This window comes from Pontibacillus yanchengensis Y32 (genome assembly GCF_000770635.1).
Taxonomy (GTDB): domain Bacteria; phylum Bacillota; class Bacilli; order Bacillales; family BH030062; genus Pontibacillus; species Pontibacillus yanchengensis.
In genome coordinates this window covers 86,902-113,473 of the sequence record NZ_AVBF01000003.1, presented here as the reverse complement: position 1 = coordinate 113,473, position 26,572 = coordinate 86,902, and the positions used below count along the sequence as shown (strand labels likewise).

Here is a 26,572-nt window from a genome sequence, read left to right as displayed (position 1 = left end):
CTTTTTTTATTTCATTAAAGGAATATGACTGGTGGAGGTCGTATTTATAGCGTAGTAAAGAGAGGAGTGTACCTATGTGTTAAAAGCAGTCAATCAATTAGGAAAGGAATTTCTGTTAATGGATTTTTCCATTCAACAAATTAGCCATCTTCGTAGCACAGAAAACTTCCTTTGTCCCATATGTAAGGAAGGGGTATTGGTGAAAGCAGGAGCGAAAGTGGTGCCGCACTTTGCTCATAAACCTCATTCAATGTGCGTGAATGCATCCACAGGAGAAGGGAACTATCATGAAAGAGGAAAAATACATTTATTTAAATGGTTTAAATCGCAAGGTTATAACGTGGCATTGGAAGCTTATATACCAGAGATTAATCAACGTCCTGACATATTTCTCACTATAAATAAAAGAAAAATTGCAATAGAATATCAATGTTGTCGTATTTCCCCGGAAATGATGTTGGCTCGAACAAGAGGATATAAACGCTATGGAATTATTCCTATTTGGATCCTTGGTGGAAATCGCCTTAATCGTAAACGAACAAACACCTCATCATTTTCCTCGTTTGATCAACTATTTTTTCATCAATTTCAATCTAATTCACCCATGAGTGTGTATTATTATTGTCCTGATGCGAAGCAGTTCAGCATCTTTCAAAATCCTTATCCAATCAGCAAGACAAAAATGATTGGCACCTTCGATTTTTATCCAATTCAGTTTATCAATTTCCCACAACTTCTTAACCTACAAAATAATTTCTCACCTAATGTTTTATTAGACATTTGGCTAAAGGAAAAACACTCCTTTAGAAAACGTCCCCACTATATTATTAAAGCTTCTAGAGCCTATTCTTTTCATCAATATCTGTACCTTCGTGGCTATCATGCTAGTCTACTTCCATCAATTATTCATCTCCCTATACCAAACTTGTCCCCGAATGAAGAACCTTATAGTTGGCAAGCGAGATGGGTGATAGAGCATCTGTTACCTCTTCCCTTAGGTGAAAGAATCAACGTTATTGACTCTCCTACTATGCGTTATCCATTATTGAATAAGCAACCAAAGCCCCAATTAGCATATGCAAGATTGTTAACCAAGATTGGCTTATTAAAGCATATACAAGGAAACATCTTCGAAAAAAGAAGGGAGGTTCAATTTCCTCGTACATTACACGATGGAATCAAACAAGATGAAGAATTAATCAAACTATTGAAGAGTACAATAAAAGAGCAGCTAGAGAGTGAGGAATAGCAAACAGGTATTGATATACGATATAATAATCAATAAATGTATAATATTTCTGAAAAAAGAAGGGTTTCTTAATTCGGGACACGAAATAAGGGGAAGGAAATATTAAGGAGGAATTAAGATGGCAAAAGAGTTACCTAAACGTGATGAAATACCAGAAGAGCGCACCTGGAGGTTAGAAGATATTTTTTCTAATGATGAAGAGTGGAACGAAGAATTTGAAGCAGTTAAACAACTTACTCCAAGTATTACAGAATATCAAGGGAAACTACATGAATCAGCTGATACGTTATATAATCTGTTAACGCTTCAAGATGAAGTGGCAAACCGAGTAGGAAAACTGTTTACATACGCACATATGCGCTACGATCAGGACACGACAAATTCTCATTATCAAGAGATGAATACTAGGGCAGAAAACCTTTTGACACAAGTAGGAAGTGCCATGAGTTATATTGATCCAGAAATTCTGGCAATGGAAGAAGGTACGGTTGAACAGTTTATATCTGAAAAAGAGGAACTAAAACTGTACGAGAAAGCATTGAATGAAATTACTCGCCAACGTCCTCACACATTAAGTGAAAAAGAAGAAGCTCTTCTTGCTAAAGCTTCAGAGGTTATGGCAAATCCTACTCAAACATTTGGTGCTCTAAACAACGCTGATTTAACGTTCCCAACCATTCAAGATGAAGAAGGCAACGATGTCGATTTAACACATGGTCGTTACATTCGCTTTTTGCAATCTAAAGATCGAAGTGTAAGAAAGCAAGCTTTTGAGGCTATGTATGAAACGTTTGGCAACTTTAAGAATACGTTTTCTACTACGTTAAGTGGATCAGTTAAGAAGCATAATTTCTCAGCTTCCGTGCGTAATTATGAATCTGCTCGACATGCTGCTTTGGATAATAACAACATTCCTGAGAAGGTGTACGATAATTTGGTAGAAGCGGTAAACGATCGACTTCCTGCATTACAGCGATACGTTGACTTGCGTAAAGAAGTGCTGGGTGTAGATGAGCTTCATATGTACGATCTATATGCTGACCTTGTACAGGATGTTGATATGGATATTCCTTACGAGCAAGCTCAGGAATTAGTACTGAAGGGGTTAGAACCTCTAGGCGACGAATACGTGAATATTGTAAAAGAAGGGTATAAGAACCGTTGGATTGATGTCGAAGAGAACAAAGGAAAGCGTAGCGGTGCATATTCTTCTGGTACGTATGGAACGAATCCATATATTTTAATGAACTGGCAAAATAATTTGAACAACTTATTTACGTTGGCACACGAATTAGGCCATTCCTTGCATAGTTATTATTCTGCAGCGAACCAACCGTATCGTTATGGAAGTTACTCTATTTTTGTAGCAGAAGTTGCTTCTACATGTAATGAGGCACTATTAAACGATTATCTACTGAAAGAAACAGAAGATGAGAAGAAGAAGCTTTATCTTCTTAACCATTTCCTAGAAGGATTCCGTGGCACTGTGTTCCGTCAAACAATGTTTGCAGAATTTGAACATGATATTCATAAGCGTGAACAAAATGGTGAAGCTTTAACAGCTGATAAACTCACAGAACTCTATCATGATTTAAACCAAAAATACTTTGGAAATAATATTGTAGTGGATGACGAAATTGGCTTAGAATGGGCACGTATCCCACACTTTTATTACAATTATTATGTTTATCAGTATGCCACCGGCTATTCTGCCGCAACTGCTTTAGCATCACAGATTTTAAAAGAAGGTGATGATGCAGTGAGTCGTTACAAAGACTTCTTAAAGGCTGGCAGCAGTGATTATCCAATCGAAGTGCTGAAGCATGCTGGGGTAGATATGACTTCTAAGCAACCAATTGAAGAAGCTCTTGATGTATTTGAAGAAAAATTAGCTGAGTTTGAGAAATTAATTAAAGCACAATAAAAGCTTAAACAAAAAGCTCCTACCTCCTGTTAAAAGGGGGGAGGAGCTTTTACATGGTATTAAGTGTCACATTCCCGTACAACAGCAACGATCTACCTTATCGTAACCCTTTAAAGGAGCGTCGGTGTGTAAAGCTAAAGATAGTGAAATAAATGGATATGAACAATAAGGGCATCGATAGGAGAAGAGGAACTAGCTTCATCAATCCTAGTAAGTTAAATCCAAGTGCAATGATAGTGACAATCACCCAAAACAATGGTAGATAACGCATAGCGCCACTCCTTTTCCTTAAGGATAAAAAGTATTAGATAAAGATGATAGATGTCTATCTCCAGCACCAATCCTCTAGTATGACAGAAGCAATTCTTTGATAGGAGAATGTTAATTATTCGTTCTTCTTGCTTAAGTATGTTTGGAGAGATTCAGGAGAGTATCGTTCAACTTTACAACTAGTTTATGCAAGGGTTGGCCTAATCTTTACAAGCATATTCGTGAACCTTTTGTGACAATAGGCTAAAAGGATTGTATTAAGTAAATGTCTCATGATATAGTTTACATGTGAAATGAATCACATACTATAACACCCCTTTGTTTAGGCTGTGATACTTTCTCCCATCCCCCTTTGTCTAATGATATAGACATAGTAATGCCAGGCGATCGTTAGCCTGGCTTTTTTCTTAATGATCTACACACTTCAAAGCGAAAACATAATCTTTAGAGCAAGTTACATATGACTTCAATAAAAGAGGGGCTACTCTAATGAAGAGTAGCCCGACTTGTACTTATTTTGTTAATAATTCCGGTTTAATATACTAATCAATATAACGCCAAAACATGTCATACTTAGCAGGGTGTTGTTCTACTTTTTGTTTGAGAAGAAGCTTCTTCATTTCACATTTTGTTTTAGCTTCAGACCAGTCATACACTTCAGAAATCTCGCGACTTGCTACAAGTCCGTAGTGTTTTAAAAACTCTTCGATATCTGGTTTGGAAGCAGGAGAAGGCCTTTTCTGCAACATTTCTTGCAGTACTTCTACATATATTGGATAAGGATAAAGTCCAGTTATTTTAATACCTTCTTCTTCTTCCTCTTGGTTAAATAGAACTATTGCTGGTATTTGATCTACTTCCATTTCTCGAGTCAGCTTTAAGTCACATTGTAAAGCGCGTTTAGCAGAATCAGAATGTAAATCACGTTTGAATTCTTCAACATCCAGCTTAACATCTTTTGCGCAGGAAATGAGAACATCCTCATTCGAGATGTTTTGTTTATTTAAGAATAAATATTCCTGTAGTTTGCGTAAGAATCTCATCCCAGCTTTTCGACCTTGTAATTCTGCAGCTTTGATTGCCAATGCGGCGAGCCAAGGAGATGAGACAGGATTTTCTAACCACAAATCACCATCACAACTCATACCAGTTCGGGAAGCTACTTTTTCCCAGCCTTTAGCCAAGTCCTCTGGTTTCTGGAAAGATTCTGAGTTTAAGGAAGTTAATTTTCCACTAATGATTGGTCGGATTGTAAAGTATCTCCCGTACTCAATCGTAAGCTTTTTGATATATGGCTCTAAAGACCAGCATTCAGGACATAAGGGATCGATGAATACATAAATCTCAACTGGTTTTTTTAATAGGTCGAAAAAACCAAACTGGGATGTTGATGGTTTCGTGTTGTTTGATTCCCCAGTCATTTGCCAGCTCACGTGGATTCTCCTTTCCTATCTTCTGGTGTGTTCATCATGTGATGTGCTGTATAAGTTAATCGTTCAAAAATGGCACTTCGATATGGCTCTTCTACCCCAGCTTCCTCTAACGCTTCCCTCATACATGAGAGCCAGGCGTCTTTACGAGTAGGGGTGATTTCAAACGGTAAATGTCTAGCTCTTAGCATAGGATGTCCATGCTCCTCTGTATAATACGCAGGACCACCTAAGAATTGAGATAGAAATTGTTTTTGTTTACGAGCAGTTTCTGTTAAATCGTCTGGGAAGATAGGAGCTAAATCTGGGTGTTTTCCCACACGTTCATAAAACGCTTCAACCAAAAGGTGAATGGTAGCTGAGCCACCAATTGCATCATAAACCGTTCCTTCATAATTTGTCATACTTAACACTCTCTCGTTAACTTTATCTGTTATAAGACAAAAGCGTAAATTCAGGCCATGATGAAAGCGTTGACAAAGGTATGCTTGTCGAATACGATACCTTTCCAATAGGCTTTCATCATGTTTCTTTTTCTTATTGTAGCAACGCTAGCTTCCAAAACTCAACAAATCTGTTTATGTTACAGATTGGAAGAATCGTTTAATTTTATTAGGAGTCTCACGTACTGGGATATCAAATTGACGAAGTATTTCATTGAATACAGCTTGTCCATGTTGTTTTTCCTTAGCTTCTAACTCAAACTCATAGTCCGTCACATTGTTGTAGTGACTGCGGTCCAATACAATAAGTGTATCCTTGTATTCTGACTCCATGCGTTCTGTCGTCAAAGCACCTTTGAATTGAATTGAGGAAAATACAATTCCAAGATTAGCTAGTCGTTCTTTAATATTTGGAGCAGGAGCCGGTTCATTATTCATCCATTCCTGTGCTTCTTCTTCCGTTAACGTATCGTGAGTTTCAAGAAGGCCTTCGGGATGCGGTTCTTTTAATGTTGCCGTCCATGTGTCCTTCTTTTTACGAATCCGAAGGGCACATTTTTGTTCCCGTAAATCAAATGAATCTGTTTCAAAATAATAGTTCGTTTGACTAAAACGTTGTTCCTTTTGGAAAGGTAAGTTTTGAGCAAGTTGTTCATATTCATGTTCTTCTAGTAAATTCTTAAATTCTATTTCAATCTCTTGAGACATTTTTATACCTCCATCCATCTAAAATGGGTCGTTTTTATTATTGATGACATTTGTGAAGATTGCAATCATTATCCATTTCCCTATTTTATGATACAATAAAAACGCAGTATTCATCATGTGAAACAACTTGATGAATCGCTGTTGTTACGTTTAAAGGTGGTGCTTGATAGTATGAATTGGGAAATGTTTTTGGCACCTTATAATCAAGCTGTTGATGAATTAAAGGTGAAATTAAAGGGGATGAGAGCCCAGTATGAATATGGTTCCACGCATTCCCCTATTGAATTTGTTACAGGTCGGGTCAAACCGATACAGAGTATATTAGCAAAAGCAAGAGAAAGAAATATTGCTTATCCAGACCTTGAAGATGAAATACAAGATATTGCTGGTCTTCGAGTCGTTTGCCAATTTGTCGATGACATCTATACTGTAGTAGGTATGCTTCGACAGCGCAAAGACTTTGATATTATTGAAGAAAAAGATTATATTAGCAAAAAGAAAGAAAGCGGTTACCGCTCCTATCATGTTATTATTGAATATCCTGTAGAAACAATTCAGGGAGAAAAGAAATTGCTAGCTGAAATTCAGATTCGTACGCTCGCCATGAATTTCTGGGCGACAAATGAGCATTCTTTAAACTATAAGTATAGTGGACAGATTCCAATTGAGGTGAAAGCGCGCTTGAAGAAAGCAGCTGAAGCTGCCTTTCAATTAGATGAAGAGATGTCCAAGATACGCAATGAAATTCAAGAAGCACAAGCCATTTTCAGGAAAAAGAATGATAATGAGCCAACTGACAAATCCTAATGTGTAAATAAGGGAGGTTTCTTCTATTATGAAGTTTGCGCTTACTTCAAAAGGCGATTCTGTCTCCGATGAAATTCTAGCTAAAATGAAAAATTATTTAACCGAATTCAACCTTGTCATAGATGAGGAAGAACCTGATTTAGTTATTTCAATCGGTGGGGATGGAACGCTCTTAGAAGCGTTCCACACGTACATCCATCGCCTTGATAAGACAGCATTTATTGGAGTACATACTGGTCATCTGGGCTTTTATGCAGATTGGATGCCAAAGGAACTCGAAAAGTTAATTATTGAAGTGGCTCGTACACCATTTCAAGTAGTCGAATATCCATTATTAGAAATTACAATACGTCCAAAAGGGGACGAACCTGAGGATCGCTTCCTTGCATTGAACGAATGCTCCGTAAAAACGGCAGAAGGATCCGTTGTTTTGGATGTGGAGATAAAAGGTGAGCATTTTGAAACGTTCCGCGGAGATGGGTTATGTATATCGACCCCTTCTGGAAGTACCGCCTATAATAAAGCTTTAGGTGGAGCAATCATTCACCCTTCACTTGAAGCGATTCAAATTGCAGAGATGGCGTCCATTAACAACCGTGTCTTCCGTACGATTGGATCCCCATTGATTTTACCGAAACATCATACATGTATGCTAAAGCCTAAGCATGAAAAGAGCTTTTTAATAACACTTGATCATATAACACGGCGCTATGCTGATGTAAAATCCATTCAGTGTCGTGTGGCGAAAGAAAAAGTCCGCTTTGCACGTTTTCGACCATTCCCATTCTGGAAGCGAGTACATGATTCTTTCGTTGCAGATGATGAATAAGAGAAGCGAGGTGCACTGAACGTGAAGTGGACCATTACCAAACAGCAAGAAGGGATGCTCGTACGTAACTATCTTCACAGCGTGCGAGCATTTTCTCGTAGCATGGTAAAAGTGGTGAAGTTCGAGGGGGCAATTCTTTTAAACGACGACCCCGTTAGTGTCAAAGCTAAGCTAGCAGAGGGTGATGTGTTGGAACTTCATTTTCCACCAGAAGAACGGGGGCCACACCTGCATCCTGTAGATCGTCCAATCGTTATTTTATATGAGGATGAGGATGTGTTGGTATTAAACAAACCTGCAGGACTTGCAACCATTCCCTCTATCCATCATTTAGAGGATACATTGTCCAATCGAATTATTGCTTATTACAACAAAGAAAACATATCTTATACCGTGCATATTGTTACTAGATTGGACGTCGATACATCAGGTATCGTTTTAATCGCAAAGCATAGACTGGCTCACTCGATTTTGTCCTCCACGCAGGAAAAAGGACAGATTCGACGTACGTATAAAGCCATCGTTTCGGGAAGGATAGCGGACTCAAACGGAACCATAGCTGCTCCGATAGGAAGAAATTACGATTCCCTTATTGAACGACAGGTAACACCTGACGGTCGTGAAGCAATTACTCATTACCAAGTAGAAGTAGAGACTCCAGACTATACACTCTTAGATGTTCGTCTGGAAACAGGTCGCACCCATCAAATCCGTGTTCACTTTAGCTATCTAGGACATCCTCTTCTTGGGGATCATTTATATGGTGGTGAGCGTAGCTTGATTGATAGACAGGCATTGCATTGTACGTCTCTTGTTTTTCCGCATCCAATGAGTGGGGAAGAGATAGTAGTGAATGCAGAGATGCCTGAGGATATGGTAAGGCTTATTACACATGAAAAAAGCTGACTCTTTAATGGGTCAGCTTTTTTAGTTCTATTTCGAGGCTTTGGAGCGACTCTGACTTTGAAAAATTGAAAAAAGGAGCGGGGTAGGTAGTAACCAAGTTGCTTGAATTTTTGTTCTTAATCATCAAATGTTCGAAACTTCTCTGGTACTTCAGGTTGCTTTGATGGAACAGACACAATTTCTTCTTCCGGGAGACGAAATGCCGACAAGGCTCCGCCAAATACACAGCCAGTATCAATATTGACCGTTTTATTTTTGAAGCGAGGTTTTCGTACTGGTGTATGTCCATAAACAATCCATCGACTTCCTTCATAATCTGCTGCCCAATCACGACGTACAGGCATACCATTTTCGTGAAACTCCCCAGTTATATCTCCATATAGAACGAAGGTGTGCACTTTTTTATCGTCTCGTCCTATCATATCTTCACGAATACCAGCATGAGCTACAACTAGGTTGGCTTCTGGAAGTACATGATATAAAGGAGAATGCTCATATAACTCCTTAAAACGTTGTTTAACCTTCTCCTGTTGATCAGTTGGAAGTGCCTCATACTCAGCTACAGTTGTTTCTAACCCATGCTTTTGTTGGACATTATTCCCTTTGAAGAAGCGGTACAATTTATTGTCATGGTTTCCTGGAACATAGTGACCTTTTTGGTGTTTCACGACAAGCTCATATACAAAATGAATGACTTTTAAGGATTCTGGACCTCGATCAGGTAAATCCCCCACAAAAATAGGTGTGCGCCCATCCTCATGCTCAGGCACGCCATCATTAATTGTATAGCCTAGCTTTTGAAATAATTCAAACAACTCATCAAAACAACCATGAACATCACCAATGATATCGACTTTCATGTGACTCCTCCTTACATTAAGTATCAATTTATTTTGTTCCTATAACAGGGGCAGTTAGATGCTTCTATGTGAGCATTATTTCAGAACTTTCTTTCCATCAATGTTTACGACGCAAGGTGATGCTATGCTAAATGGACATACAGTCTCTTATTCTTCGATTTGAAGGCTACTTTGCATTCGAAACGGACAATCAGTTCGCTATTTAGCCAAAAACACCTTAATGTAGTGTGTTTTATTCCAAATAAGATACTATATGTCCGTTTGCCTCCTCAAAAGAGGGTTTTTACAGAAAATAAGAGCTTGTATGTCCGTCAAAAAAGATGTCTTACGTATTGTCGATTCCGATAACAACATATCGGCAGGGTTGGGTGGGGGAACAGCTCGTCCGCAGGAATGCGAGTTATTTTCCACCCCCTTCAACAGAATCTTGTTCAAAAAAGGGTGGTCGCTATTTTAGCGTAACCACCCTTTACCTTAATCAAACATATAGGTTTTGGTTCGGAAGCGGACATTTAATACAATCGCTATTGCAAGCATGTAGGTCAGTAGGGAACTTCCTCCGTAACTTAGAAAGGGGAGGGGAAGTCCTGTTATTGGTAGCAATTGAATAGACATGCCGATGTTTTGGAAAATCTGGTAGGTGAATAAACCAATTATCCCTACGCAGAGGTAGCTACCGAATTGATCGTTACTCTCTAGCGCTGTAGAAATCAAACGATAAATGAGTAGGAAAAACAACGTCACAACAACACTCGCTCCAAGAAAACCAAATTGTTCGGCAATAGCTGTGAAAATCATATCCGTATGGCGTTCAGGAATGTTTAACGATTGCATCCCCATTACACCTTTACCAAGTAATTGCCCCGAGCCAATTGCCATCATCGCTTTTGTTAACTGATAACCGTAATCTTCATATTTTTCAGGCTGAAGCCAGCCATAAAACCTACCAGTAACGTGACCAAAATCAGACTCTGTTAAAAATTGCTCCATCGCAAGCGGAAACAGTAGATAAATGGTCACGAATGCTGCAGCAGAAATACCGATAATTCCAATAATAGTTAATAAGATTCGCCACCGGACACCGGAAACGAGAATAAGGGCTCCTGTTATGGCAGCCATGACAAGAAATGTTCCAAGGTCAGGCTGTTTGGCAATGAGTGCCATAGGAGGAAGGGCGACACCAATTAACTTAGCTAACAACCATAAATCATATTTAACGCTTTGATAATCTGGTCTTTTTTCATGGTGTCGGGCAATTAAATGACTTTGAATGATAACAAGAAACACTTTCATAAATTCTCCCGGTTGGATTGTTCCGAATGGCAACTTAAACCAACTTGTAGCACCATTGTTTGAATGGACAAGAAAACTAGGGATGTTTAGTTCAAGCATGAGTAGCATCATGACACCTAACCCATAAATAACCCACGCGAATTGGCGGAAACGTTCATAATCAATCAACATCACTGATATAACTACGATGGTACCGAGTATGTACCATTGCGTTTGCTGCATTAAGAAGTTTGTCCCGTCATATTTAGAAGGTAACGTCGGTTGAATTGTATAGAGTGAAAATAAGCTAACAGCAGCTAATAAGAGTATAATAAAAATTAACGTAAAATCTATGTTAAAGCCTTGATTTTTTTGGTTCATAGATGATCCCTTTCTTCTATAGAGGATGTGTTCCCATTTACTTTGTAACCAAAAGGGAGCAATCCGTTTCCTAATAGGATACGATATTAAAGTATGCACAATGAAAAGTGTACACTATTCTATGCTATTTTTTAAGAATTTCCTTTCCTATATTATAAGATAAAATTAAATCTTTGATAAAAGTAGAGAACATTCGTTGACAAAAGCTATCTTGACCCTTACTATGAAACGGTCAAATTCGAACATCTAATATGGAACAGAATGCAGATAGAAGCACTTCAATTTTAGGCGATGAGGAGGGAATCAGGATGGAATACCTTGAAGAAGAAGAACGAAGAGAACTTTGGGGGAAAATTCAAGACGCGTTGTTTCAAGATAAGATCGACCAATTTCGTGCTGAATTTCTTGAAATGCACCCATACGACCAAGCGAAAATATTTGAAGAACAAGAAACGGATGTACGAATGCAAATTTATACGTACCTCTCGCCTGAAGAAATTGCTGAGGTTATGGAGCATATTGATATTGAAGAAATAGAGGAATATTTCACAGAAATGGACCCTCGCTTTGCAGCACAAGTCCTAGCTGAAATCTCAACGGATGATGCTGCAGATATTCTGAATGAGTTAGATAAAAATAAAGTAGCTAGCTTCTTGACGATTATGGACAAGGAAGCGGCATCAGATATAAAAGAGCTTTTATATTACGAGGAGAAAACAGCTGGAAGTATCATGACTACCGAGTTTGTGGTTATACATGCCAATCAAACCGTCCGAGAGGCCATGTTGCACTTACGTCATGAAGCTCCAGATGCTGAGACGATTTATTATATATTCGTAATTGATGAGGATAAGCATTTAGTTGGTGTTATCTCACTTCGAGACCTTATCATTGCAGAAGACGAATGGCTTATTGCAGAAGTAATGAGTGATCGTGTCGTTTCTGTACAAGTTGGGGAAGATCAGGAAGAAGTTGCACGCATGATGCGTGACTACGATTTTCTTGCCCTTCCAGTAGTAGATTTTCAAAATCATCTACTTGGGATTATTACAGTCGACGATATAATGGACGTTATGGAAGAAGAAGCAAGTGATGACTACTCTAAACTTGCCGGTGTATCAGACCTTGATCGTCCTGATGAGAACGCCTTTGCAGCTGCCAAGAAACGTTTACCATGGCTTGTGATTTTATTGTTTTTAGGTATGATGACTGCTTCCTTGATGGGACAGTTTGAAGCGACTTTAAATCAAGTGGCAATCCTAGCAGTGTTCATCCCTCTAATTGCCGGCATGGCTGGTAATACAGGTACGCAAGCATTAGCAGTAGCTGTTCGTGGACTGGCTACAGGGGACCATGAAAAAGATGGCATACCAAAGCTTGTGATGCGTGAAGCAGGAACAGGACTGATTACAGGAACAATTTGTGGAATTCTCATCACAATTATTGTCTTCTTATGGCAAGGGAATATCTTCCTTGGTATGCTCGTTGGAATTTCCATTATGGCAGCTTTAATTGTGGCCACTCTGGCTGGTGCTATTGTGCCGCTTGTGATGCACAGGCTTAATATTGACCCGGCAGTTGCCTCTGGTCCGTTTATTACGACGATTAATGATATTATTTCCATCTTAATTTATTTAGGAATGGCGACAACATTCTTAAGTTTACATCTATTGAATTCATGATAAAGGAGGGGAAAGTGTATGGAGCACGGTTCCGCATCTGTAACATCGCTAGTGATAGTTATCCTAGCCGCTTTTATTACTCCTATTCTGCTGCATCGATTTAAGCTTCGCACAGTACCAATTGTCGTAGCTGAAATTATCGTAGGATTGATCATCGGAAAAAGTGGTTTCGACCTCATAGAATCTGGTATGTGGTTGGAAACCTTATCAACATTAGGCTTTATCTTCTTAATGTTCCTTAGTGGGCTTGAAATAGACTTCTCTGCATTTGCAGGGGGACAGAAAAAGGAAAAGACAGCGGAAGGGAACTTTGCCCCTAATCCGTTGAAAATAGCCTCCTCGATGTTTGTCGTTATATTGCTGTTATCATTAGGGATGTCGTATCTATTTGTTGTATTTGATTTTATCGATAACGTATTCCTCATGACACTCATCATCTCTACGATATCTCTTGGGGTTGTCGTACCAACTCTTAAAGACGCTGGAATGATGAAAACCCATATCGGACAAATTGTCTTGCTCGTTACAGTTATTGCTGACCTGTCCACAATGATTCTATTAGCGATTTTCGTTTCCATTTATGGAGGCGAAGAGAGTGGAAGCATGTGGTTACTGCTCATCCTATTCGGAGCAGGCGTATTGATCTACTTTCTCGGGAAGAAATTTAGAGATCAATCTTTCGTACAAACGATGTCAAAAGGAACAGTCCAAATTGACACGCGAGCGATTTTTACCATTATCATGGTGCTGGTAGGTATCTCAGAGACGGTTGGAGCGGAAAACATTCTTGGTGCATTCCTTGCTGGTGTTATCGTCGCACTTCTTTCACCAAATCAAGAGATGGTCAAGCGTCTGGACAGCTTCGGCTATGGATTTTTGATTCCAATCTTCTTTGTGATGGTTGGTGTCGGCATTGATATTCCAAAGTTATTCCAGGATTCAAAAATCTTATTACTAATGCCGCTTTTATTCTTAGCCCTTGTCGTTGCTAAGATGGTCCCTTCTTTAATGCTTAGACGCTGGTACTCTTGGAAAGAAGTATTTGCGAGTGGTTCGATTTTAACAGCGAAGCTTTCACTAGTGATTGCTGCTGCAACAATCGGCCAAGAAATGGGACTCATTACTACGAGAATGGAAGGTGCATTAATTCTCGTGTCCGTAATCTCATGTCTAATTGCACCGGTTATCTTCAAGAAATTATACAATCAGGACGAGGAAGAATCGGAGCACAGTTATACAGTTTCCTTTATTGGTTCCAACCGCATGACGCTACCCGTTGTTCGCGAGTTAGATCCTAAACTATATGAAACACATCTGTATCACACGAAAGTGGAAAAAGTTGATGAACGCATCTCCAACTCTTGCTTTCAAATCAATGATGTAGAGAGTTATGATGTGGATGACCTTCACGGGCAGGGCATTTTTGACGTTGATGTCCTTGTCGTTTCCACCGGTGATGAACAGCAAAACGCCGTTATTGCTAAATATGCAAAAGATCGAGGCGTTGAACGCGTTATTGCTCGAGCTGAAACATCTGAGTTAAACAATGAATTGAAAGCTTATGGAGTGGAAGTATTCTCCGTCTTCTTATCTTCTAAAGCACTACTAAAAGCTATGATTGTCGCACCAAACTCAGTTGATCTCTTAACAAAACAAGAAAGCCAGCTATACCAAATCAACATGAACAATCCAAGATACGACGGTATGTATTTACGCAACTTCCCATTCACCGGAGATGTAATCATGGTTCGAATCTTCCGCGAAAAAGATTCTATCGTCCCACACGGCGATACCGAACTAAAAATGGACGACCGTTTGATTGTAACCGGCTCTTCAGAATATGTGGAAGAACTGCGTATGGATTTGGAATTCTGCGAGATTTGTTAAATAAACTGGTAGTTAGAAAGCACGCCTATGTGAGGCGTGCTTTTTTTCATCTCAGGATGCTTGGAAGGTGAGGGGGGGTTGTAATTTTTACGTTCCTGGAGGGTGGTTGCTCCGAAATTTGCGATTTTGCTCGGAAAAAGAAAAAGTTGCTCGCAAATTTGAAATTTTGCTCGGAAATGGGAAAAGTTGCTCCGAAAATCAAAAAGTTGATCCGAAGTGGGGAAATTAGCCATGTGGCTGTGGGTATGTTCCTCGGAGGTGGTGGTCGCTTTTAAATCCAACAAATAAATTCAAGTGTAATCGTATTCATATCGGTTATACTGAAATCAGGACGATTACCATATCTCTTGTCTTTCATGGTGGGTTCGTTTAAAATAGTATCAGGTACTAATAACAAATACTAATTCTCACCTTTGAAAAAATAACTCTGAGGAGGGCGAAAGATGAATTTTTCATTAGAAGGTCGTACATATGTAGTTATGGGTGTTGCAAATAAGCGTAGCATTGCTTGGGGGATTGCCCAGTCTCTTCATAACGCTGGCGCGCGTCTTATTTTCACGTATGCAGCAGAGCGTTTTGAGAAATCTGTTCGTGATTTAGCAGATTCATTAGAAGGACAAGATGCATTGTTCTACCAGTGTGATGTAACGGATGATGAGAGCATTACGGAAACGTTCCAGCAGATTCAAAACGATGTTGGTACCATCCATGGACTTGCACATTGTATTGCATTTGCGAATAAAGATGAGTTGAAGGGCGATTTCTTAAATACGAGCCGTGATGGGTTCTTAACTGCTCACAACATTAGTTCGTATTCCCTTACTGCAGTTGCACGTGCTGCACAGCCACTTATGTCAGAAGGCGGAGGCATTGTCACGCTTACGTATCTTGGTGGAGAACGAGTTGTGCCGAACTACAACGTTATGGGTGTTGCAAAAGCAAGCCTTGATGCTAGTGTGAAGTACTTGGCAGAAAGCCTTGGACAACACAGCATTCGCGTAAATGCCATTTCTGCTGGCCCAATTCGTACGCTATCTGCTAAAGGTGTCGGCGATTTTAACTCGATTTTAAAAGATATCGAAGAGCGTGCTCCGTTGCGTCGTCCAACCACCCAGGATGAAGTTGGCGATACAGCATACTTCCTATTAAGTGATTTTTCACGTGGTGTAACAGGCGAAATTATCCACGTTGATTCTGGCTTCCATATTATTGGACGTTAAAAAGCATAGCTACAAAACCCGCACATTTACTACTATTGTGCGGGTTTTTTTAATAAGAAGGTGTCGTTCATTAGGTGTTAATCTTATCATATACGTTCTAAAGTAAGCTTCAAAAGGAGAGCAGGCTATTTTACTTCATAATAAACCGTTCGGATTGAGCTCGATATTCTAGAATGTTAGACCAAATTGGTTGATTTAGGGGAACGGATCCTCTGCATTGAATATGAGTGATGAATTGGATGACCTCGGTTAATGGAATGACGGAGTGCACGTGCGGAACATCCATTTTTACCCAAGACGTGTCGAAACGACCTTTGAAACGAGAAATCATTTGCAATAAGTCAAAGAAGGTGGTGTTCTCGGTAATCGTGTGATCGGCATAGTTACTTGGTATGATTTTCTGAATTACGTCTAAACATCCTGGATTTACAATTGGTACAGGGAAATTAGGTCGTGCTAGGAAAAAGCCTTGTGCATAGTGGACACCCAGGTTTCCTATACATTCCAGCTCCTCGCTCAATTCCACTCCTTCTGCAATAACGGTAGCTCGCATTTTTTCCGAGAGTTGCAGCAAGGCTTCCAGCATATATTGTCTTGTGAATGACTCATGTATTCCATTAATGAGCGAACGGTCAATCTTGATAAAATCAGGCTGAAGTTCTGTGATCGCCTCTAATGATGAATAGCCAGCTCCTGCATCATCGATAGCAATCAAGAATCCTTGCTTCCGGTAATGCTGTAAGACATCTTTAAAAGCAATAAAATCTTCAATAGCACTTCTTTCCGTAATTTCAAAAACAATTTGATCTGCTTTCAGTCCGCACTCATTTAATAAGTTTCGAGTATAACCAGTTGTAAAGGCTTCATCATAAATTACTTCAGGCGTTAGGTTGATCCAAAGCTTTTCGTGAGGATAAAGATCCTTGCTAATCGATTGAATGGCTAGCTCTCTTGTGACTTTTTCTAAATCATATAAAGAGTTTGTTGAATTTGCAAAATTAAAAAGCTCCCCAGGATGTGAAAATATATCATTATCTGGAAAACGTGTTAGAGCCTCATACCCATACGTGCTTCCATCCTTCAGTGATATGATGGGCTGATAGTGGATAAAAAAAGAACGGTTTTTAAGCCAGTATTGAAATAGGGCAAAAGCCTGACTTGTCTCTTGGTTGTCAATCATAATAGGTAACGTTCAACCCCCTTATTAGGAGAATATCTCGCTATTTTAGTATAAAGAAAAAAGGTAAAGCGCAACTCATTGATTTGTAAAGTTTGTGTAAAAAGACCTATACGATACACATTGGTTCCTGTTACAGAAAAAATAGGCACTTTTTTTACTGTACTGCATATAATGTAAGGAATAATAATGTATATAGGGGAGTGTATGGAATGGCAGATAGGAAAGGGAAGAACAAAAAGCCGATGCTTTACATCACCCAACCGGACTTTCAAAGCAGCGAGCCTAAAATGCAATCGTCCTATCGTTCTGAACGGAGAAAACAAGAACTCAAACAAGCTGAAGCAGCTAATGGTAAAGAAGTACAAACCGAAACGATAAAATCCACATCAGAGCGAAAGCGTAGGCGTAGATTTGACTTAGCATTTAATATGGATGATTCCTCTCAAGGTCAAGAAGAGGAAACTTTAGATGTGGAAGTGGATGAAGGTAAGGTTGATGCAACATTTGAACCACAAGAAGTAAAAAAACAGTTCGAAGCTGTAGAAGCTGAAGAGGTGCTAGATGAGGAAGAAAAACAAAAGTCTGAAGAGGATAATAAAGGCACCTTATCTAATCGGAAACGTAGAAGTAGATTTAAAGAGATGAATTTAGAGGAGAAGGTAGATTATTTTGTAAACCTTCCATCACAAGTACCACGTATGAAATGTGAAGTTATTATGGAAGACGATAACTCCTATCGAGGCTGGATTCAAGATTACAAAGATGGAATTGTACACATGAAGATTCTTCAACGACCATTTCGCGTGGAAGTTCCATTTGAGTCCATTAAGGATATAGTATTAAAAGGATTTTAACAAAGCTAATATGACTCCTTTCTAAACAAAAAAAGCCAGGCTCCGAATTGGAGGCTGGCTTTTAGGTTGATTAACGGATAGCGTTGATAGCTGGAAGACAAGTAATATGACAGAAACAGTCAAGGTCAACTGTGATGCAGATTCCAGTTGCTCTTAAGTCGCTGATATCTTGGCATTTTGGAGAGTCATGTTTATCTTTATGGTCATGATCATCATGATCATCAGAAACAAGTAGTTCAAGAAGTGCACAGTCATCGTCTACTTCATTTACACGGAAGAAGAAGCTGCACATTAGTTCTCCAACACTACCACGGCCATTTCCACGAAGTGCTCCGAACCCTTTGAAAGGTTTGCAATCTTTACAATATAGAAGCACAGGAACAGTATCTAGACCGTTGTTACCTCCTGTATCGCCTAAAAGATCATTAATTGATTGTTCGCAACTTGAATCACAAACATCATCTGCTACATCGTTTTGAGCAGCTACAATTTCTTTAAGGATATCTCTTACGCAATCTCCACTATCAAACTTTTTGCCACAACCCATGTGTCATTACCCCTTTCTTGGTGAATTGACTTATTTGTCTTTAATAGAATATGTACTGCTCTCCCTTTTGTGTGGGCTCTAGCCTGTATTTTTTTTGGAGATATGCATGCAAAATCTCCACTCACCCTAGTCGAGATATCATAGCCAAATCCATTACTATTAAAATATGTAACCTATATGATTTTGTGTTATCGCATGTTTTTATAACTAAAACGGGCCAACGCCTATACACTAACTAGGTGAAACACATAGGATAGTATCGATTAAGTCACCAAAAGGAGTGTAAACAGCATGTCTGAGAAAAGAAGAGTCATTAAAGTAGATGAAGTCCTCATCCAAGCAGATAACGTGGTCATTGAACCACGTCGTGATCGCTACGATGACCGTAGAGATGATCGTCGAGACGACCGCAGAGATTACCGACGTAGCCCATTTGACAGCTTATTTGGCCCACGTCGTATGGAAGTAGAAGAAACAGATGCAGAAGAGAAAGAAGAAGTAGAAGTAGCGGAAGAAACAGAAGAAAAAGAAGACGACAACGAGCAACGCCCACCGTTTTCCTGGATTTAAATAGAATCCTTACTAAAAGTAGTTCATAACTCAATCTAGCTTTATTCTTAGCATTATGAATCCTAGCGCACTCTGTGTACTAGGGTTCTTTTTGTATATACTCGACTATAGCGATACCAACAAATTTCCTTTCCTTTCCTTTAACATTGAGGATTTCTTTTGGCAAAAGACACTCAAGTTTATCTTATTTAGAACATAAACTACTGATGAGGAGGGGAAGTACGTGTCAATCAATTGGTTGGATTTCATTTTATTAGTATTGGCAAGCTATCGAGTTACGAATCTACTTGTTTATGATTCAATCACCGAGTGGGTGAGGCGTCCTTTTCATCGTATTGTGGTGGAGGAGAATGATGATGGGGAGCAAGAAAAATACATTGAGATAAAGGGGAAGGGGATTCAAGCGTTTATTGGGGAACTACTAAGCTGTCATTGGTGTACTGGCGTTTGGGCATCAGCACTTGTTTTACTTACTTTCATTTATGTACCGATTCTTATTCCTCTATGGATTATTTTTGCTATTAGTGGAGGGGCTTCTTTATTAATGTCGATTTTTCCTCGTGAATAGTGAAACAACCTATACGAGTTAAAGCAAACCATCATATGCTAGAAAGAGATGCATTCTCCTAGAAAGGATGGTAGTGGCAATGAAATCACCTAAAAAACTTCAGCCAAGCCAAAAGAAAAGCGTTTCCCCAAGACCTTTGAAAAAGAAAAGTGGCTGTGGTTGCGGCAAGAAAAAAAGGGAAAACCGATAAATGGGTCGTATTCGAATTTTCCAACCCCATTGGATGAAGCCGTTTCATGATGTTCATAAACACCTTGGAAAAAATGAAAAATGGCTCCAATTTCCTGAGAAAAAACACGCCAAATTTGAGAAAGATTTTAATGAGTGGCATGACGATTGGCAACCTTCCTTTAAAAAAAGTATGGATGAAATCGAAAACGCCATGAAGCAATTAGAAAAGAAAATGGAAGAGTAATGCTTCTTAAGTCATGTACTTAAGAAGCTTTTTGTATGAAGCGCTTGAGTTCGGTGCCTCTTTGGTGCCAGACCCCCGCTCTTATGCAACGGTAACGCGGTAGTGGAGTGGGGGTCTGGCACCGAAAAAAGAGGACTTTCGTCTGGTAAAGGAGAATATAAATGTAAGCGGCTCCATCATTAGCCCTGTTTTCACGTATAGCCCTATGAAAACAGACCATTCATGCGAATAACTATAGCAAAATTCGGGTAATGGTAATGTATAAGGATCATATTTACAAGGAGGAATACACTATGGGTTACATCTTACCTATTGCGCATCATCAGTACAATGATTACCGCGAACGTGTTGAGAGTCCGAAACGAGATCCATTTCATGTTGATCCTGTCTTCAGGCTGGACTTAGAAGAAAATTTACGTGAAAACGAACCGAGAGATGAAGACCGCAAAGAATTTCAAGACTATGAAGAACGTATGGAAAAGCAGCAATTCACCAAAAAAACTAACCAAATTTATACACCAAATACAACTCATGCAGGAAAAGGTCAAAAAATTTACTCTGAGTTAACAGGAATTGGACGGCATTTTAACGAAAGTGTGTAGTAAAATGCCGAAGGAGTAGTCCCCTATGCAATTTAAACAAATCAATGACTTTTGCTACTATTTTCATGGCGCAGTAAACATAGGATATGTCCATAAAGGCGATTCCGGCATGATTATTGATGCAGGTATTGATGCTCAAACCATGAAGAAAGTGCTGGACCATTTAGATGAACATGCTTTACCTGTAACCCATTTATTTATAACCCATGCCCACTCCGATCATTATGGTGGCGGGTCTTATTTGCAGCAGGATCGTCCAATTTATACATTTGCCCCTTATTATGAAGAGGCTATTCTACGTAACCCATCACTTGAGCCTCTCTATTTATTTGGTGGAAATGACCCTGTACCAGAGTTACGAAACAAGTTTCTAGAAGGAAAACCGATTTTTATAGATGAAGTGCTTCAGGAAGGAGTGTATGAGCGTGACGGCTTCCATTTCACAACGTTCTTATTACCTGGGCACAGCTATTATCAATTAGGAATTCTCATTCATGACTGCTTGTACGCAGGCGATGCATATTTTAGCGAAGAGCAACTTCATAAACACAAAATTCCTTTCCTTACAGATGCCTACCATGCGATTCAGAGCCTTTATCGTTTGAAAGATATTAAGTGCGACGGGGCGGTTCCTGGGCATGGGCAATTTGAAGAGGACTTCCATCCCACTGTTGATGCAAATATTGCCTATCACCATGAGCTTTTGCATATGTTAAAACAGTACATCGAAGATCAGGAATTTGTAAGTCATGAAGAGATAATCGCATACATGTGTGAAACCTTTAAAGTAACTGTTAATCAACTATCACAATGGTTGTTATTCAGAACAGCAATTACGGCATATCTTATTGCTTTATTGAAGCAAGAACAAATCGAGTATCAAATTCATCAGTATCGATGGATGTTTAATCTTAAAGAAAAAGAATAGTTTGCAGAGAACAAAAGCTCAAGGCGCCCGTTTAGCGACGTACAAACTGCTGCCCACACGACGTGGGTTGGTTCGATGTTGCTGCGTGATGCAGCGATTTACCTAAAAGATAAAAAAGGAGAAGCTTAGTATGGTACTACATACAAAGCTTCTCCTTCTTTATATTCAGCATACAGAACATCCTTCGGCGAAGAAATCTGTTGTTGTTTGAGTTGTTCAAGTAACCATGCTTTATCAAACCCGACCTCTTGAAGGTTATCCCATATTACTTCCCCATCGGTTATAACACTCCGTGGAAGAGGGACAGATTCTGGCTGTAAGTTTAAATCATCCCTGGTCGTAGTTTGCTGTAAGGATTTTTTCAAGACCGATACGGTTCCGTTCGTTTCTAATATTGCATATTCTACCTCTGTTAATGAAAAAACATCCTTTGCACGTAATAAATGCTGAAGTTGGTTAATATCTAATTTCCCTTTAGTTAAGTTGTCTTTTTGAAGCTTTCCCTTATAGATAATAATGGTAGGTCGACCTTCTAGGAGAGCACGAGTTCCTTTCAATTTTTGCGTAATAACCTCAGTCGTGTATATCAAGATGCCCCACAGAAAAACTGCAAACAAAATTTGCGGAATTCCCACTTCCTTATCGTATAAAGCATTTCCCACTAATTCCCCAAGAACAAGAGCAGAAATAAAATCAAAGGCCGTAATTTGAGTGATTTGTGATTTGCCAAGTAGTTTGGTTAGTACGAATAAGCATAAAAAGCCAATTAGTGTCTCGATAAAAATTTGACCAAATACCATTCTCCCCTCATCCTTTCTGTTATGGTTATATCCATTTTTGACAGATGAGAGAGGAGTTATACCACAAAACAAATCATTTAGGGTAAAGGTTAAATCAAACCATCACTTTAAAATTCAAGATCCCCCTAATTTTACAGAAAAAAATCTCATAAAAGAATCGCATGTGAATCCCTGGTGGACTCACATGCGATATAGGTTTATTTCGATTATGAACTTTTGCTCTAGCTTAATGATTTTGTCATGGTCTTATGTGGTATTCCTGCGTCCATGAATTCTTCATCAGAAATAACTTCATAGCCTAATGATTCATAAAAGCCAATTGCCCTCGTTTGAGCATTGAGTTTGGTTTTGGAGTATCCTTCTTCCTTTACGAAATCCTCCATAAATAGAATCATCTGCTTTCCGAAGGAATTGCCTCGATAATCTTTCACAACAGCAATACGTTCGAGCTTACCGTATCCTTCTACGAAACGAAGGCGACTCGCGGCAACGGGAGCATCGTGTTCATATCCTACGAAATGAGTTGCGTATTCATCAAATTGATCTAATTCTTGTTCAATCGGAACATGTTGTTCTTCGACAAATACTTTTTGACGAACGAAGAAAGCGTCTTTCTTTTGTTGTTCTGTAGTGGCTTGTTGAATGTTCACGTGGCTTAACCCTTTCCAAGACGGAAGGTTTCATATACCGTCCATGATCCATTATCTAATTGATAGAGCAGTTGAAAACGATCAATTCTTTCTTCAAATTCAAAACTCTTCATTTGTAAGCTGCCGTACACATCAGAATGCTCATCATCTGACAGCTTTTGAGCGATGGTGATATGAGGTACGAAGTTAAACGTATCCTCTTTTGGAATATCTGTACGATTTAATCGGTCATGAAGGTTTTGTAGCTCTTCACTTGCTTCTACCTTCATATATATTGTGTTCGTTACTGGAGAAAATGTACTTAATTTACGAATAGCCATGGAAAAAGGGTTTGTCTCTTTTGCGACTTCCGAGATTTCCTCGACTACTTTCTCGATGTCTTCATCTTCTTCCTCAAACGCTTCCTTTAAAGTGATATGTGGTGGAATAAGTGCGTAATGAGGGTCGTAACGCATCCGATAAGAATTAGCTACATCTTGGATGTCTTTTGATGGAAAAATTGCTATACCATATTTCATCCTATAACCTCCCGATAATAATAATGTTTATTGTAAATGTTACTATGCTTCATGAATTTGAAGCGCTCTATGGAATGAATCTATTATATCAAATTTTCTGACATCATTCTTATAGATTTTTCATTGTTTTTTCAAGACAAATTATTGTTATAAGCTAGGCATTATTACCCTATTCATCTTGTCCAAACATGGTTGGTAGAACACGCTTTAAATCTTTTTGCCAGTATTTCCACGTATGTTCCCCATCTAATTCATGATACGTATAGCTTGAACACTTTTTCTGTAAAACATCCCTTAATTTACGGTTTGGAGTGAGAAAGTCCTGACGATCCCCATCCGTTGTAGGAACATCTGTCTCCTCATTTCCTATCGTATGATAGATATCCATAGAGGAGATTTCTTTACTTTGTTCGACTTGATTTAGTACGTAATCATCTACATATGGGGATTGCATGATGACTTTTCCAAACGTATTAGGATACTTAATAGCTGTCATAAGCGCCATCGTACCACCAAGAGAATCTCCCATTAAAGAGCGAGAGCCTCCCATATGATAGGTTGGCAACTCTTCATCTAATAAAGGTACGACTTCGTTTGCTAAAAACTTCATATAAGCTGAAAATTTACTTCCATCTGGGTGATATTTTTCACGGCGATCATATTTGTCATTGTAATGAATCCCAACAAAAATTGTATTCTCAATGGATTGGTCTTCATGGTAGCGATCACTTAGGGTAGCAATTCGACCAAGCTGCATGTAGTCATCCCCGTCTTGCATAATACATATGTGATACTTGTATAAAGGAGAAAACGAGGACGGCTTATACATTTTCACCGTCAAAGATTCTTCTAAGTATTTACTTTCAATTGTATGATCGACCATTGTTCCATCTCTGCCCATAATCTACCTCCTTATCAATACAGGAAGTTATCCTTCCCAATTCCCTATAAAATTACTTTATAAACGCCAATACGTTTAGTGTATCATAAACAAAATAAAAGAGTAGGATTTAGGAGTTTACTCGGATACACAAAGGGAATGTATAATTATTGTAAACAAGCATGATGTAAGGGGGACAACAGGTTGGCACAAACAACTAATCAGGTGCATAGTCGTGAGGTGGAACGTTCAGCCCGCGAATTACTACAAGAACGTGGAGCAACTGTACAAGGAATTGCTGATATCGTTTATGAAATGCAAGCCCAATATACAGACACGTTAACAATGGATGATTGTTATGAGAGCGTGGATCGTGTTTTAGAAAAACGAGAAATTCAACATGCCATATTAGTCGGTATTGAACTAGATAAGCTAGCCGAAAACAATCAATTATCTCAGCCACTTCAACAAATTGTTGAATCGGATGAAGGACTATTTGGTGTGGATGAGACTATTGCGTTAGGTGCAGTATTTGGTTATGGAAGTATTGCTGTCACAACATATGGTCACCTTGATAAGCAAAAAATTGGCCTAATCAAGGAACTGGACACGAAAGAAGTTAATGGTGTACATACATTTTTGGATGATATCATCGCAAGTATTGCGGCAAATGCTTCTGGAAGAATCGCTCACCGCCTGCGTGACTATGAGGAAGAGCTAGAAGAAGACGAGATGAAGATTCGTGACGAAGAAGATCGACTAAGCTAATTTCATCTAATAAATCTTGGTCTATTTAGTATAACCTACTAGGGTATATCACAATCCTGTGCCAATCTTTGGTGCAGGGTTATTTGGTTTGTGCTAAATAGTATTAAGAAGGTACGAACATGTAGATTTATGATTTACTTCTATAAAATGGGGTAAATGTAAATAAATAGAATATTATTAATGAAAGAGTAAGAGAAATACCTAATTTTAAAAAGGGAGCTTTTTAGGGGGTGAAAAAAGAAACATACTTGGATGATAAATAAATTATAAAAATTTTCAAAAATAGGTATTTTACCCAATTGTTAGTAGCGCATTAACTTGGTAAAATATCTAGCAACTTATTATAAACAAGGGGGTTCATTTATGAAACAAAAAGGCTTTTTGGGATTATTATTAATGGTAGCGCTTTCACTAGTACTTGCTGCATGTGGTGGCGGTACAGCTGACAGCGGAAGTGAAGGAAACGGTGGAGAAAGTGGTGAAGGTGACAGTGGTGGCAAGCAATTTGTCAGCATGTTAACTGGTGGAAACCAGGGTACATATTACCCACTTGGCGGAACCTTTGCTAAAGTAATCAACGATAACCTAGAGAACGTAGAAGCGAGCGCAACATCTTCAGGTGCCTCTGTCGAAAACATGAAAAAAATTGCTGACGGCGATGGTCAGGTAGCTTTTGTACAGACAGATATTGCTGCGTATGCAGCTGAAGGTAAGCTGATGTTTAAAGACAATAAAATCGAAAACGTTCAGGCGATGGGCTCTCTTTATCCTGAAACCATTCAAATCGTGACAACAAAAGAATCAGGAATTGAATCGGTAGAGGACCTTGAAGGAAAAACTGTATCCATCGGTGCACCTGGTTCAGGTACACGTGCAAATGCTGAGAACATCCTTGAGATTCATGGATTAAGCACAGATGATATCGATGCTCAAAACTTGGACTTCGGTGAATCTACATCTGGTATTCAAGATGGCTCTATTGATGCGGCATTCATCACGTCTGGTACACCAACTGGTGCAGTAGAAGGTCTAGCTGCGACAACAGATGTGAATATTGTTCCGGTTAAGGAAGATAAAATCAATGAATTGAAAGAAGAATTCCCTTACTATGCAAAAGATACGGTCAAAGAAGGAACGTATGGCTTGAAAAGCGACGTAACAACAGTAGCTGTTCAAGCTATGCTTGTAACACGTGAGGATCTAAGTGAAGATCTTGTCTACAATATGACAAAAGCAATCTTTGAAAACACGGATGCTATTTCTCATACAAAAGGCGAATTCATTACTGCTGAAAGCGCACTAGAAGGGGTAGGAATTGAGCTTCACCCTGGTGCAAAGAAATACTTTGATGAAAAAGGAATCAGTAAGTAAGAAAGTAGGACAGAAAAAGGGGAGATAGGCCACTTAAGGCCTATCTTTTCCTT

The 26,572-nt window shown here is 39.0% G+C and carries 28 protein-coding genes; 16 read left to right on the top strand and 12 right to left on the bottom strand.

The window, feature by feature from the left end; all coding sequences use genetic code 11:
• Positions 1–76: 76 nt before the first annotated feature.
• Together N782_RS02195 and pepF are read left to right on the top strand one after the other, a co-directional pair.
• Positions 77–1,249 carry a competence protein CoiA gene (locus N782_RS02195; RefSeq protein ID WP_036815635.1) on the top strand — a complete coding sequence of 391 codons (1,173 nt, stop codon included), beginning with the start codon at positions 77–79 and terminating at the stop codon, positions 1,247–1,249.
• A gap of 118 nt (positions 1,250–1,367) precedes the next feature.
• Positions 1,368–3,173 carry an oligoendopeptidase F gene (gene pepF, locus N782_RS02190; RefSeq protein ID WP_036815634.1) on the top strand — a complete coding sequence of 602 codons (1,806 nt, stop codon included), beginning with the start codon at positions 1,368–1,370 and terminating at the stop codon, positions 3,171–3,173.
• Positions 3,174–3,270: 97 nt separating this feature from the next.
• Here the strand turns inward: pepF and N782_RS21730 are convergent, their stop codons facing one another.
• The 4 genes from N782_RS21730 to N782_RS02175 form a co-directional block, all read right to left on the bottom strand.
• On the bottom strand, positions 3,271–3,444 hold the full coding sequence (locus N782_RS21730) for a hypothetical protein (protein ID WP_202595659.1): 174 nt from the start codon (positions 3,442–3,444) through the stop codon (positions 3,271–3,273).
• A 541-nt stretch (positions 3,445–3,985) separates the two neighbouring features.
• On the bottom strand, positions 3,986–4,876 hold the full coding sequence (locus N782_RS02185) for a ClpXP adapter SpxH family protein (protein ID WP_036815633.1): 891 nt from the start codon (positions 4,874–4,876) through the stop codon (positions 3,986–3,988).
• A complete protein-coding gene (locus N782_RS02180) occupies positions 4,873–5,277 on the bottom strand; it encodes a globin domain-containing protein (protein ID WP_036815632.1) in 405 nt (134 codons plus the stop codon). Before N782_RS02180 ends, N782_RS02185 begins: the two co-directional genes overlap by 4 nt.
• 174 nt (positions 5,278–5,451) lie before the next feature.
• Positions 5,452–6,024 carry a CYTH domain-containing protein gene (locus N782_RS02175; RefSeq protein WP_036815631.1) on the bottom strand — a complete coding sequence of 191 codons (573 nt, stop codon included), beginning with the start codon at positions 6,022–6,024 and terminating at the stop codon, positions 5,452–5,454.
• A gap of 171 nt (positions 6,025–6,195) precedes the next feature.
• Here N782_RS02175 and yjbM point away from each other — a divergent pair, with 171 nt between their 5' ends.
• From yjbM to N782_RS02160, 3 genes are read left to right on the top strand one after another with little or no spacing between them, the layout of a single operon-like run.
• Complete coding sequence (gene yjbM / locus N782_RS02170) at positions 6,196–6,831, top strand: GTP diphosphokinase (RefSeq protein ID WP_036815629.1); 636 nt, start codon at positions 6,196–6,198, stop codon at positions 6,829–6,831.
• 28 nt (positions 6,832–6,859) lie between these two features.
• Positions 6,860–7,660 (top strand): NAD kinase, encoded by an 801-nt coding sequence (locus N782_RS02165; protein WP_036815627.1) that lies wholly within the window; start codon positions 6,860–6,862, stop codon positions 7,658–7,660.
• Between the two features lie 21 nt (positions 7,661–7,681).
• The gene (locus N782_RS02160; protein ID WP_036815626.1) at positions 7,682–8,566 is read left to right on the top strand and encodes an RluA family pseudouridine synthase; all 885 of its coding nucleotides are present in this window, start codon (positions 7,682–7,684) and stop codon (positions 8,564–8,566) included.
• A 116-nt stretch (positions 8,567–8,682) separates the two neighbouring features.
• On the opposite strand, the gene prpE is transcribed toward N782_RS02160, so the two are convergent.
• Positions 8,683–9,426: a bis(5'-nucleosyl)-tetraphosphatase PrpE gene (prpE, locus tag N782_RS02155; RefSeq protein WP_036815625.1), complete on the bottom strand. Its 744-nt coding sequence runs from the start codon at positions 9,424–9,426 to the stop codon at positions 8,683–8,685.
• 474 nt (positions 9,427–9,900) lie between these two features.
• Positions 9,901–11,079 carry an FtsW/RodA/SpoVE family cell cycle protein gene (locus N782_RS02150; protein WP_036815623.1) on the bottom strand — a complete coding sequence of 393 codons (1,179 nt, stop codon included), beginning with the start codon at positions 11,077–11,079 and terminating at the stop codon, positions 9,901–9,903.
• A 308-nt stretch (positions 11,080–11,387) separates the two neighbouring features.
• On the opposite strand from N782_RS02150, the gene mgtE reads away from it, so the two are divergent.
• From mgtE to fabI, 3 genes are all read left to right on the top strand, one after another.
• On the top strand, positions 11,388–12,761 hold the full coding sequence (mgtE, locus tag N782_RS02145; RefSeq protein WP_036815622.1) for a magnesium transporter: 1,374 nt from the start codon (positions 11,388–11,390) through the stop codon (positions 12,759–12,761).
• Between the two features lie 18 nt (positions 12,762–12,779).
• Positions 12,780–14,648 (top strand): monovalent cation:proton antiporter family protein, encoded by a 1,869-nt coding sequence (locus N782_RS02140; protein ID WP_036815621.1) that lies wholly within the window; start codon positions 12,780–12,782, stop codon positions 14,646–14,648.
• A gap of 443 nt (positions 14,649–15,091) precedes the next feature.
• Complete coding sequence (gene fabI, locus N782_RS02135; protein WP_036815619.1) at positions 15,092–15,868, top strand: enoyl-ACP reductase FabI; 777 nt, start codon at positions 15,092–15,094, stop codon at positions 15,866–15,868.
• A gap of 130 nt (positions 15,869–15,998) precedes the next feature.
• Here fabI and N782_RS20585 read toward each other — a convergent pair whose 3' ends face one another.
• On the bottom strand, positions 15,999–17,048 hold the full coding sequence (locus N782_RS20585) for an EAL domain-containing protein (RefSeq protein ID WP_052111113.1): 1,050 nt from the start codon (positions 17,046–17,048) through the stop codon (positions 15,999–16,001).
• Between the two features lie 209 nt (positions 17,049–17,257).
• On the opposite strand from N782_RS20585, the gene N782_RS02125 reads away from it, so the two are divergent.
• Positions 17,258–17,902 (top strand): CotO family spore coat protein, encoded by a 645-nt coding sequence (locus N782_RS02125; RefSeq protein WP_036815617.1) that lies wholly within the window; start codon positions 17,258–17,260, stop codon positions 17,900–17,902.
• Positions 17,903–17,972: 70 nt separating this feature from the next.
• Here N782_RS02125 and N782_RS02120 read toward each other — a convergent pair whose 3' ends face one another.
• Complete coding sequence (locus N782_RS02120; RefSeq protein ID WP_036815615.1) at positions 17,973–18,449, bottom strand: CotY/CotZ family spore coat protein; 477 nt, start codon at positions 18,447–18,449, stop codon at positions 17,973–17,975.
• Between the two features lie 291 nt (positions 18,450–18,740).
• Here N782_RS02120 and N782_RS21420 point away from each other — a divergent pair, with 291 nt between their 5' ends.
• The 5 genes from N782_RS21420 to N782_RS02095 all read left to right on the top strand — a co-directional run bounded on the left by N782_RS21420 (position 18,741) and on the right by N782_RS02095 (position 21,532).
• The gene (locus N782_RS21420) at positions 18,741–19,019 is read left to right on the top strand and encodes a hypothetical protein (protein WP_036815614.1); all 279 of its coding nucleotides are present in this window, start codon (positions 18,741–18,743) and stop codon (positions 19,017–19,019) included.
• Positions 19,020–19,242: 223 nt separating this feature from the next.
• A complete protein-coding gene (locus N782_RS02110) occupies positions 19,243–19,587 on the top strand; it encodes a DUF1360 domain-containing protein (protein ID WP_052111112.1) in 345 nt (114 codons plus the stop codon).
• A gap of 190 nt (positions 19,588–19,777) precedes the next feature.
• Positions 19,778–20,002 carry a hypothetical protein gene (locus N782_RS02105; protein WP_237582483.1) on the top strand — a complete coding sequence of 75 codons (225 nt, stop codon included), beginning with the start codon at positions 19,778–19,780 and terminating at the stop codon, positions 20,000–20,002.
• Between the two features lie 293 nt (positions 20,003–20,295).
• A complete protein-coding gene (locus N782_RS02100; protein ID WP_036815613.1) occupies positions 20,296–20,604 on the top strand; it encodes a hypothetical protein in 309 nt (102 codons plus the stop codon).
• Positions 20,605–20,629: 25 nt separating this feature from the next.
• The gene (locus N782_RS02095; protein WP_036815612.1) at positions 20,630–21,532 is read left to right on the top strand and encodes an MBL fold metallo-hydrolase; all 903 of its coding nucleotides are present in this window, start codon (positions 20,630–20,632) and stop codon (positions 21,530–21,532) included.
• A 125-nt stretch (positions 21,533–21,657) separates the two neighbouring features.
• Here N782_RS02095 and N782_RS02090 read toward each other — a convergent pair whose 3' ends face one another.
• From N782_RS02090 to N782_RS02075, 4 genes are all read right to left on the bottom strand, one after another.
• Positions 21,658–22,332 (bottom strand): DUF421 domain-containing protein, encoded by a 675-nt coding sequence (locus tag N782_RS02090; RefSeq protein WP_036815611.1) that lies wholly within the window; start codon positions 22,330–22,332, stop codon positions 21,658–21,660.
• 221 nt (positions 22,333–22,553) lie between these two features.
• A complete protein-coding gene (locus tag N782_RS02085) occupies positions 22,554–22,982 on the bottom strand; it encodes a GNAT family N-acetyltransferase (RefSeq protein ID WP_036815610.1) in 429 nt (142 codons plus the stop codon).
• A 5-nt stretch (positions 22,983–22,987) separates the two neighbouring features.
• Positions 22,988–23,500 carry a YjcG family protein gene (locus tag N782_RS02080; protein WP_036815608.1) on the bottom strand — a complete coding sequence of 171 codons (513 nt, stop codon included), beginning with the start codon at positions 23,498–23,500 and terminating at the stop codon, positions 22,988–22,990.
• Positions 23,501–23,669: 169 nt separating this feature from the next.
• The gene (locus N782_RS02075) at positions 23,670–24,401 is read right to left on the bottom strand and encodes an alpha/beta hydrolase (RefSeq protein ID WP_036815607.1); all 732 of its coding nucleotides are present in this window, start codon (positions 24,399–24,401) and stop codon (positions 23,670–23,672) included.
• Positions 24,402–24,584: 183 nt separating this feature from the next.
• On the opposite strand from N782_RS02075, the gene N782_RS02070 reads away from it, so the two are divergent.
• Together N782_RS02070 and N782_RS02065 are read left to right on the top strand one after the other, a co-directional pair.
• On the top strand, positions 24,585–25,148 hold the full coding sequence (locus tag N782_RS02070) for a phosphatidylglycerophosphatase A family protein (protein ID WP_036815606.1): 564 nt from the start codon (positions 24,585–24,587) through the stop codon (positions 25,146–25,148).
• Between the two features lie 363 nt (positions 25,149–25,511).
• Positions 25,512–26,519 carry a TAXI family TRAP transporter solute-binding subunit gene (locus N782_RS02065; RefSeq protein WP_036815605.1) on the top strand — a complete coding sequence of 336 codons (1,008 nt, stop codon included), beginning with the start codon at positions 25,512–25,514 and terminating at the stop codon, positions 26,517–26,519.
• Positions 26,520–26,572: the final 53 nt, after the last annotated feature.

Coding starts and splice junctions, on each gene's coding strand:
- pepF (WP_036815634.1), top strand. CDS start 1,368: ATGGCAAAAGAGTTACCTAAACGTGATGAAATACCAGAAGAGCGCACC.
- N782_RS21730 (WP_202595659.1), bottom strand. CDS start 3,444: ATGCGTTATCTACCATTGTTTTGGGTGATTGTCACTATCATTGCACTT.
- N782_RS02180 (WP_036815632.1), bottom strand. CDS start 5,277: ATGACAAATTATGAAGGAACGGTTTATGATGCAATTGGTGGCTCAGCT.
- N782_RS02175 (WP_036815631.1), bottom strand. CDS start 6,024: ATGTCTCAAGAGATTGAAATAGAATTTAAGAATTTACTAGAAGAACAT.
- yjbM (WP_036815629.1), top strand. CDS start 6,196: ATGAATTGGGAAATGTTTTTGGCACCTTATAATCAAGCTGTTGATGAA.
- N782_RS02165 (WP_036815627.1), top strand. CDS start 6,860: ATGAAGTTTGCGCTTACTTCAAAAGGCGATTCTGTCTCCGATGAAATT.
- prpE (WP_036815625.1), bottom strand. CDS start 9,426: ATGAAAGTCGATATCATTGGTGATGTTCATGGTTGTTTTGATGAGTTG.
- N782_RS02150 (WP_036815623.1), bottom strand. CDS start 11,079: ATGAACCAAAAAAATCAAGGCTTTAACATAGATTTTACGTTAATTTTT.
- mgtE (WP_036815622.1), top strand. CDS start 11,388: ATGGAATACCTTGAAGAAGAAGAACGAAGAGAACTTTGGGGGAAAATT.
- N782_RS02140 (WP_036815621.1), top strand. CDS start 12,780: ATGGAGCACGGTTCCGCATCTGTAACATCGCTAGTGATAGTTATCCTA.
- fabI (WP_036815619.1), top strand. CDS start 15,092: ATGAATTTTTCATTAGAAGGTCGTACATATGTAGTTATGGGTGTTGCA.
- N782_RS20585 (WP_052111113.1), bottom strand. CDS start 17,048: ATGATTGACAACCAAGAGACAAGTCAGGCTTTTGCCCTATTTCAATAC.
- N782_RS02125 (WP_036815617.1), top strand. CDS start 17,258: ATGGCAGATAGGAAAGGGAAGAACAAAAAGCCGATGCTTTACATCACC.
- N782_RS02120 (WP_036815615.1), bottom strand. CDS start 18,449: ATGGGTTGTGGCAAAAAGTTTGATAGTGGAGATTGCGTAAGAGATATC.
- N782_RS21420 (WP_036815614.1), top strand. CDS start 18,741: ATGTCTGAGAAAAGAAGAGTCATTAAAGTAGATGAAGTCCTCATCCAA.
- N782_RS02105 (WP_237582483.1), top strand. CDS start 19,778: ATGGGTCGTATTCGAATTTTCCAACCCCATTGGATGAAGCCGTTTCAT.
- N782_RS02100 (WP_036815613.1), top strand. CDS start 20,296: ATGGGTTACATCTTACCTATTGCGCATCATCAGTACAATGATTACCGC.
- N782_RS02095 (WP_036815612.1), top strand. CDS start 20,630: ATGCAATTTAAACAAATCAATGACTTTTGCTACTATTTTCATGGCGCA.
- N782_RS02090 (WP_036815611.1), bottom strand. CDS start 22,332: ATGGTATTTGGTCAAATTTTTATCGAGACACTAATTGGCTTTTTATGC.
- N782_RS02080 (WP_036815608.1), bottom strand. CDS start 23,500: ATGAAATATGGTATAGCAATTTTTCCATCAAAAGACATCCAAGATGTA.
- N782_RS02075 (WP_036815607.1), bottom strand. CDS start 24,401: ATGGGCAGAGATGGAACAATGGTCGATCATACAATTGAAAGTAAATAC.
- N782_RS02065 (WP_036815605.1), top strand. CDS start 25,512: ATGAAACAAAAAGGCTTTTTGGGATTATTATTAATGGTAGCGCTTTCA.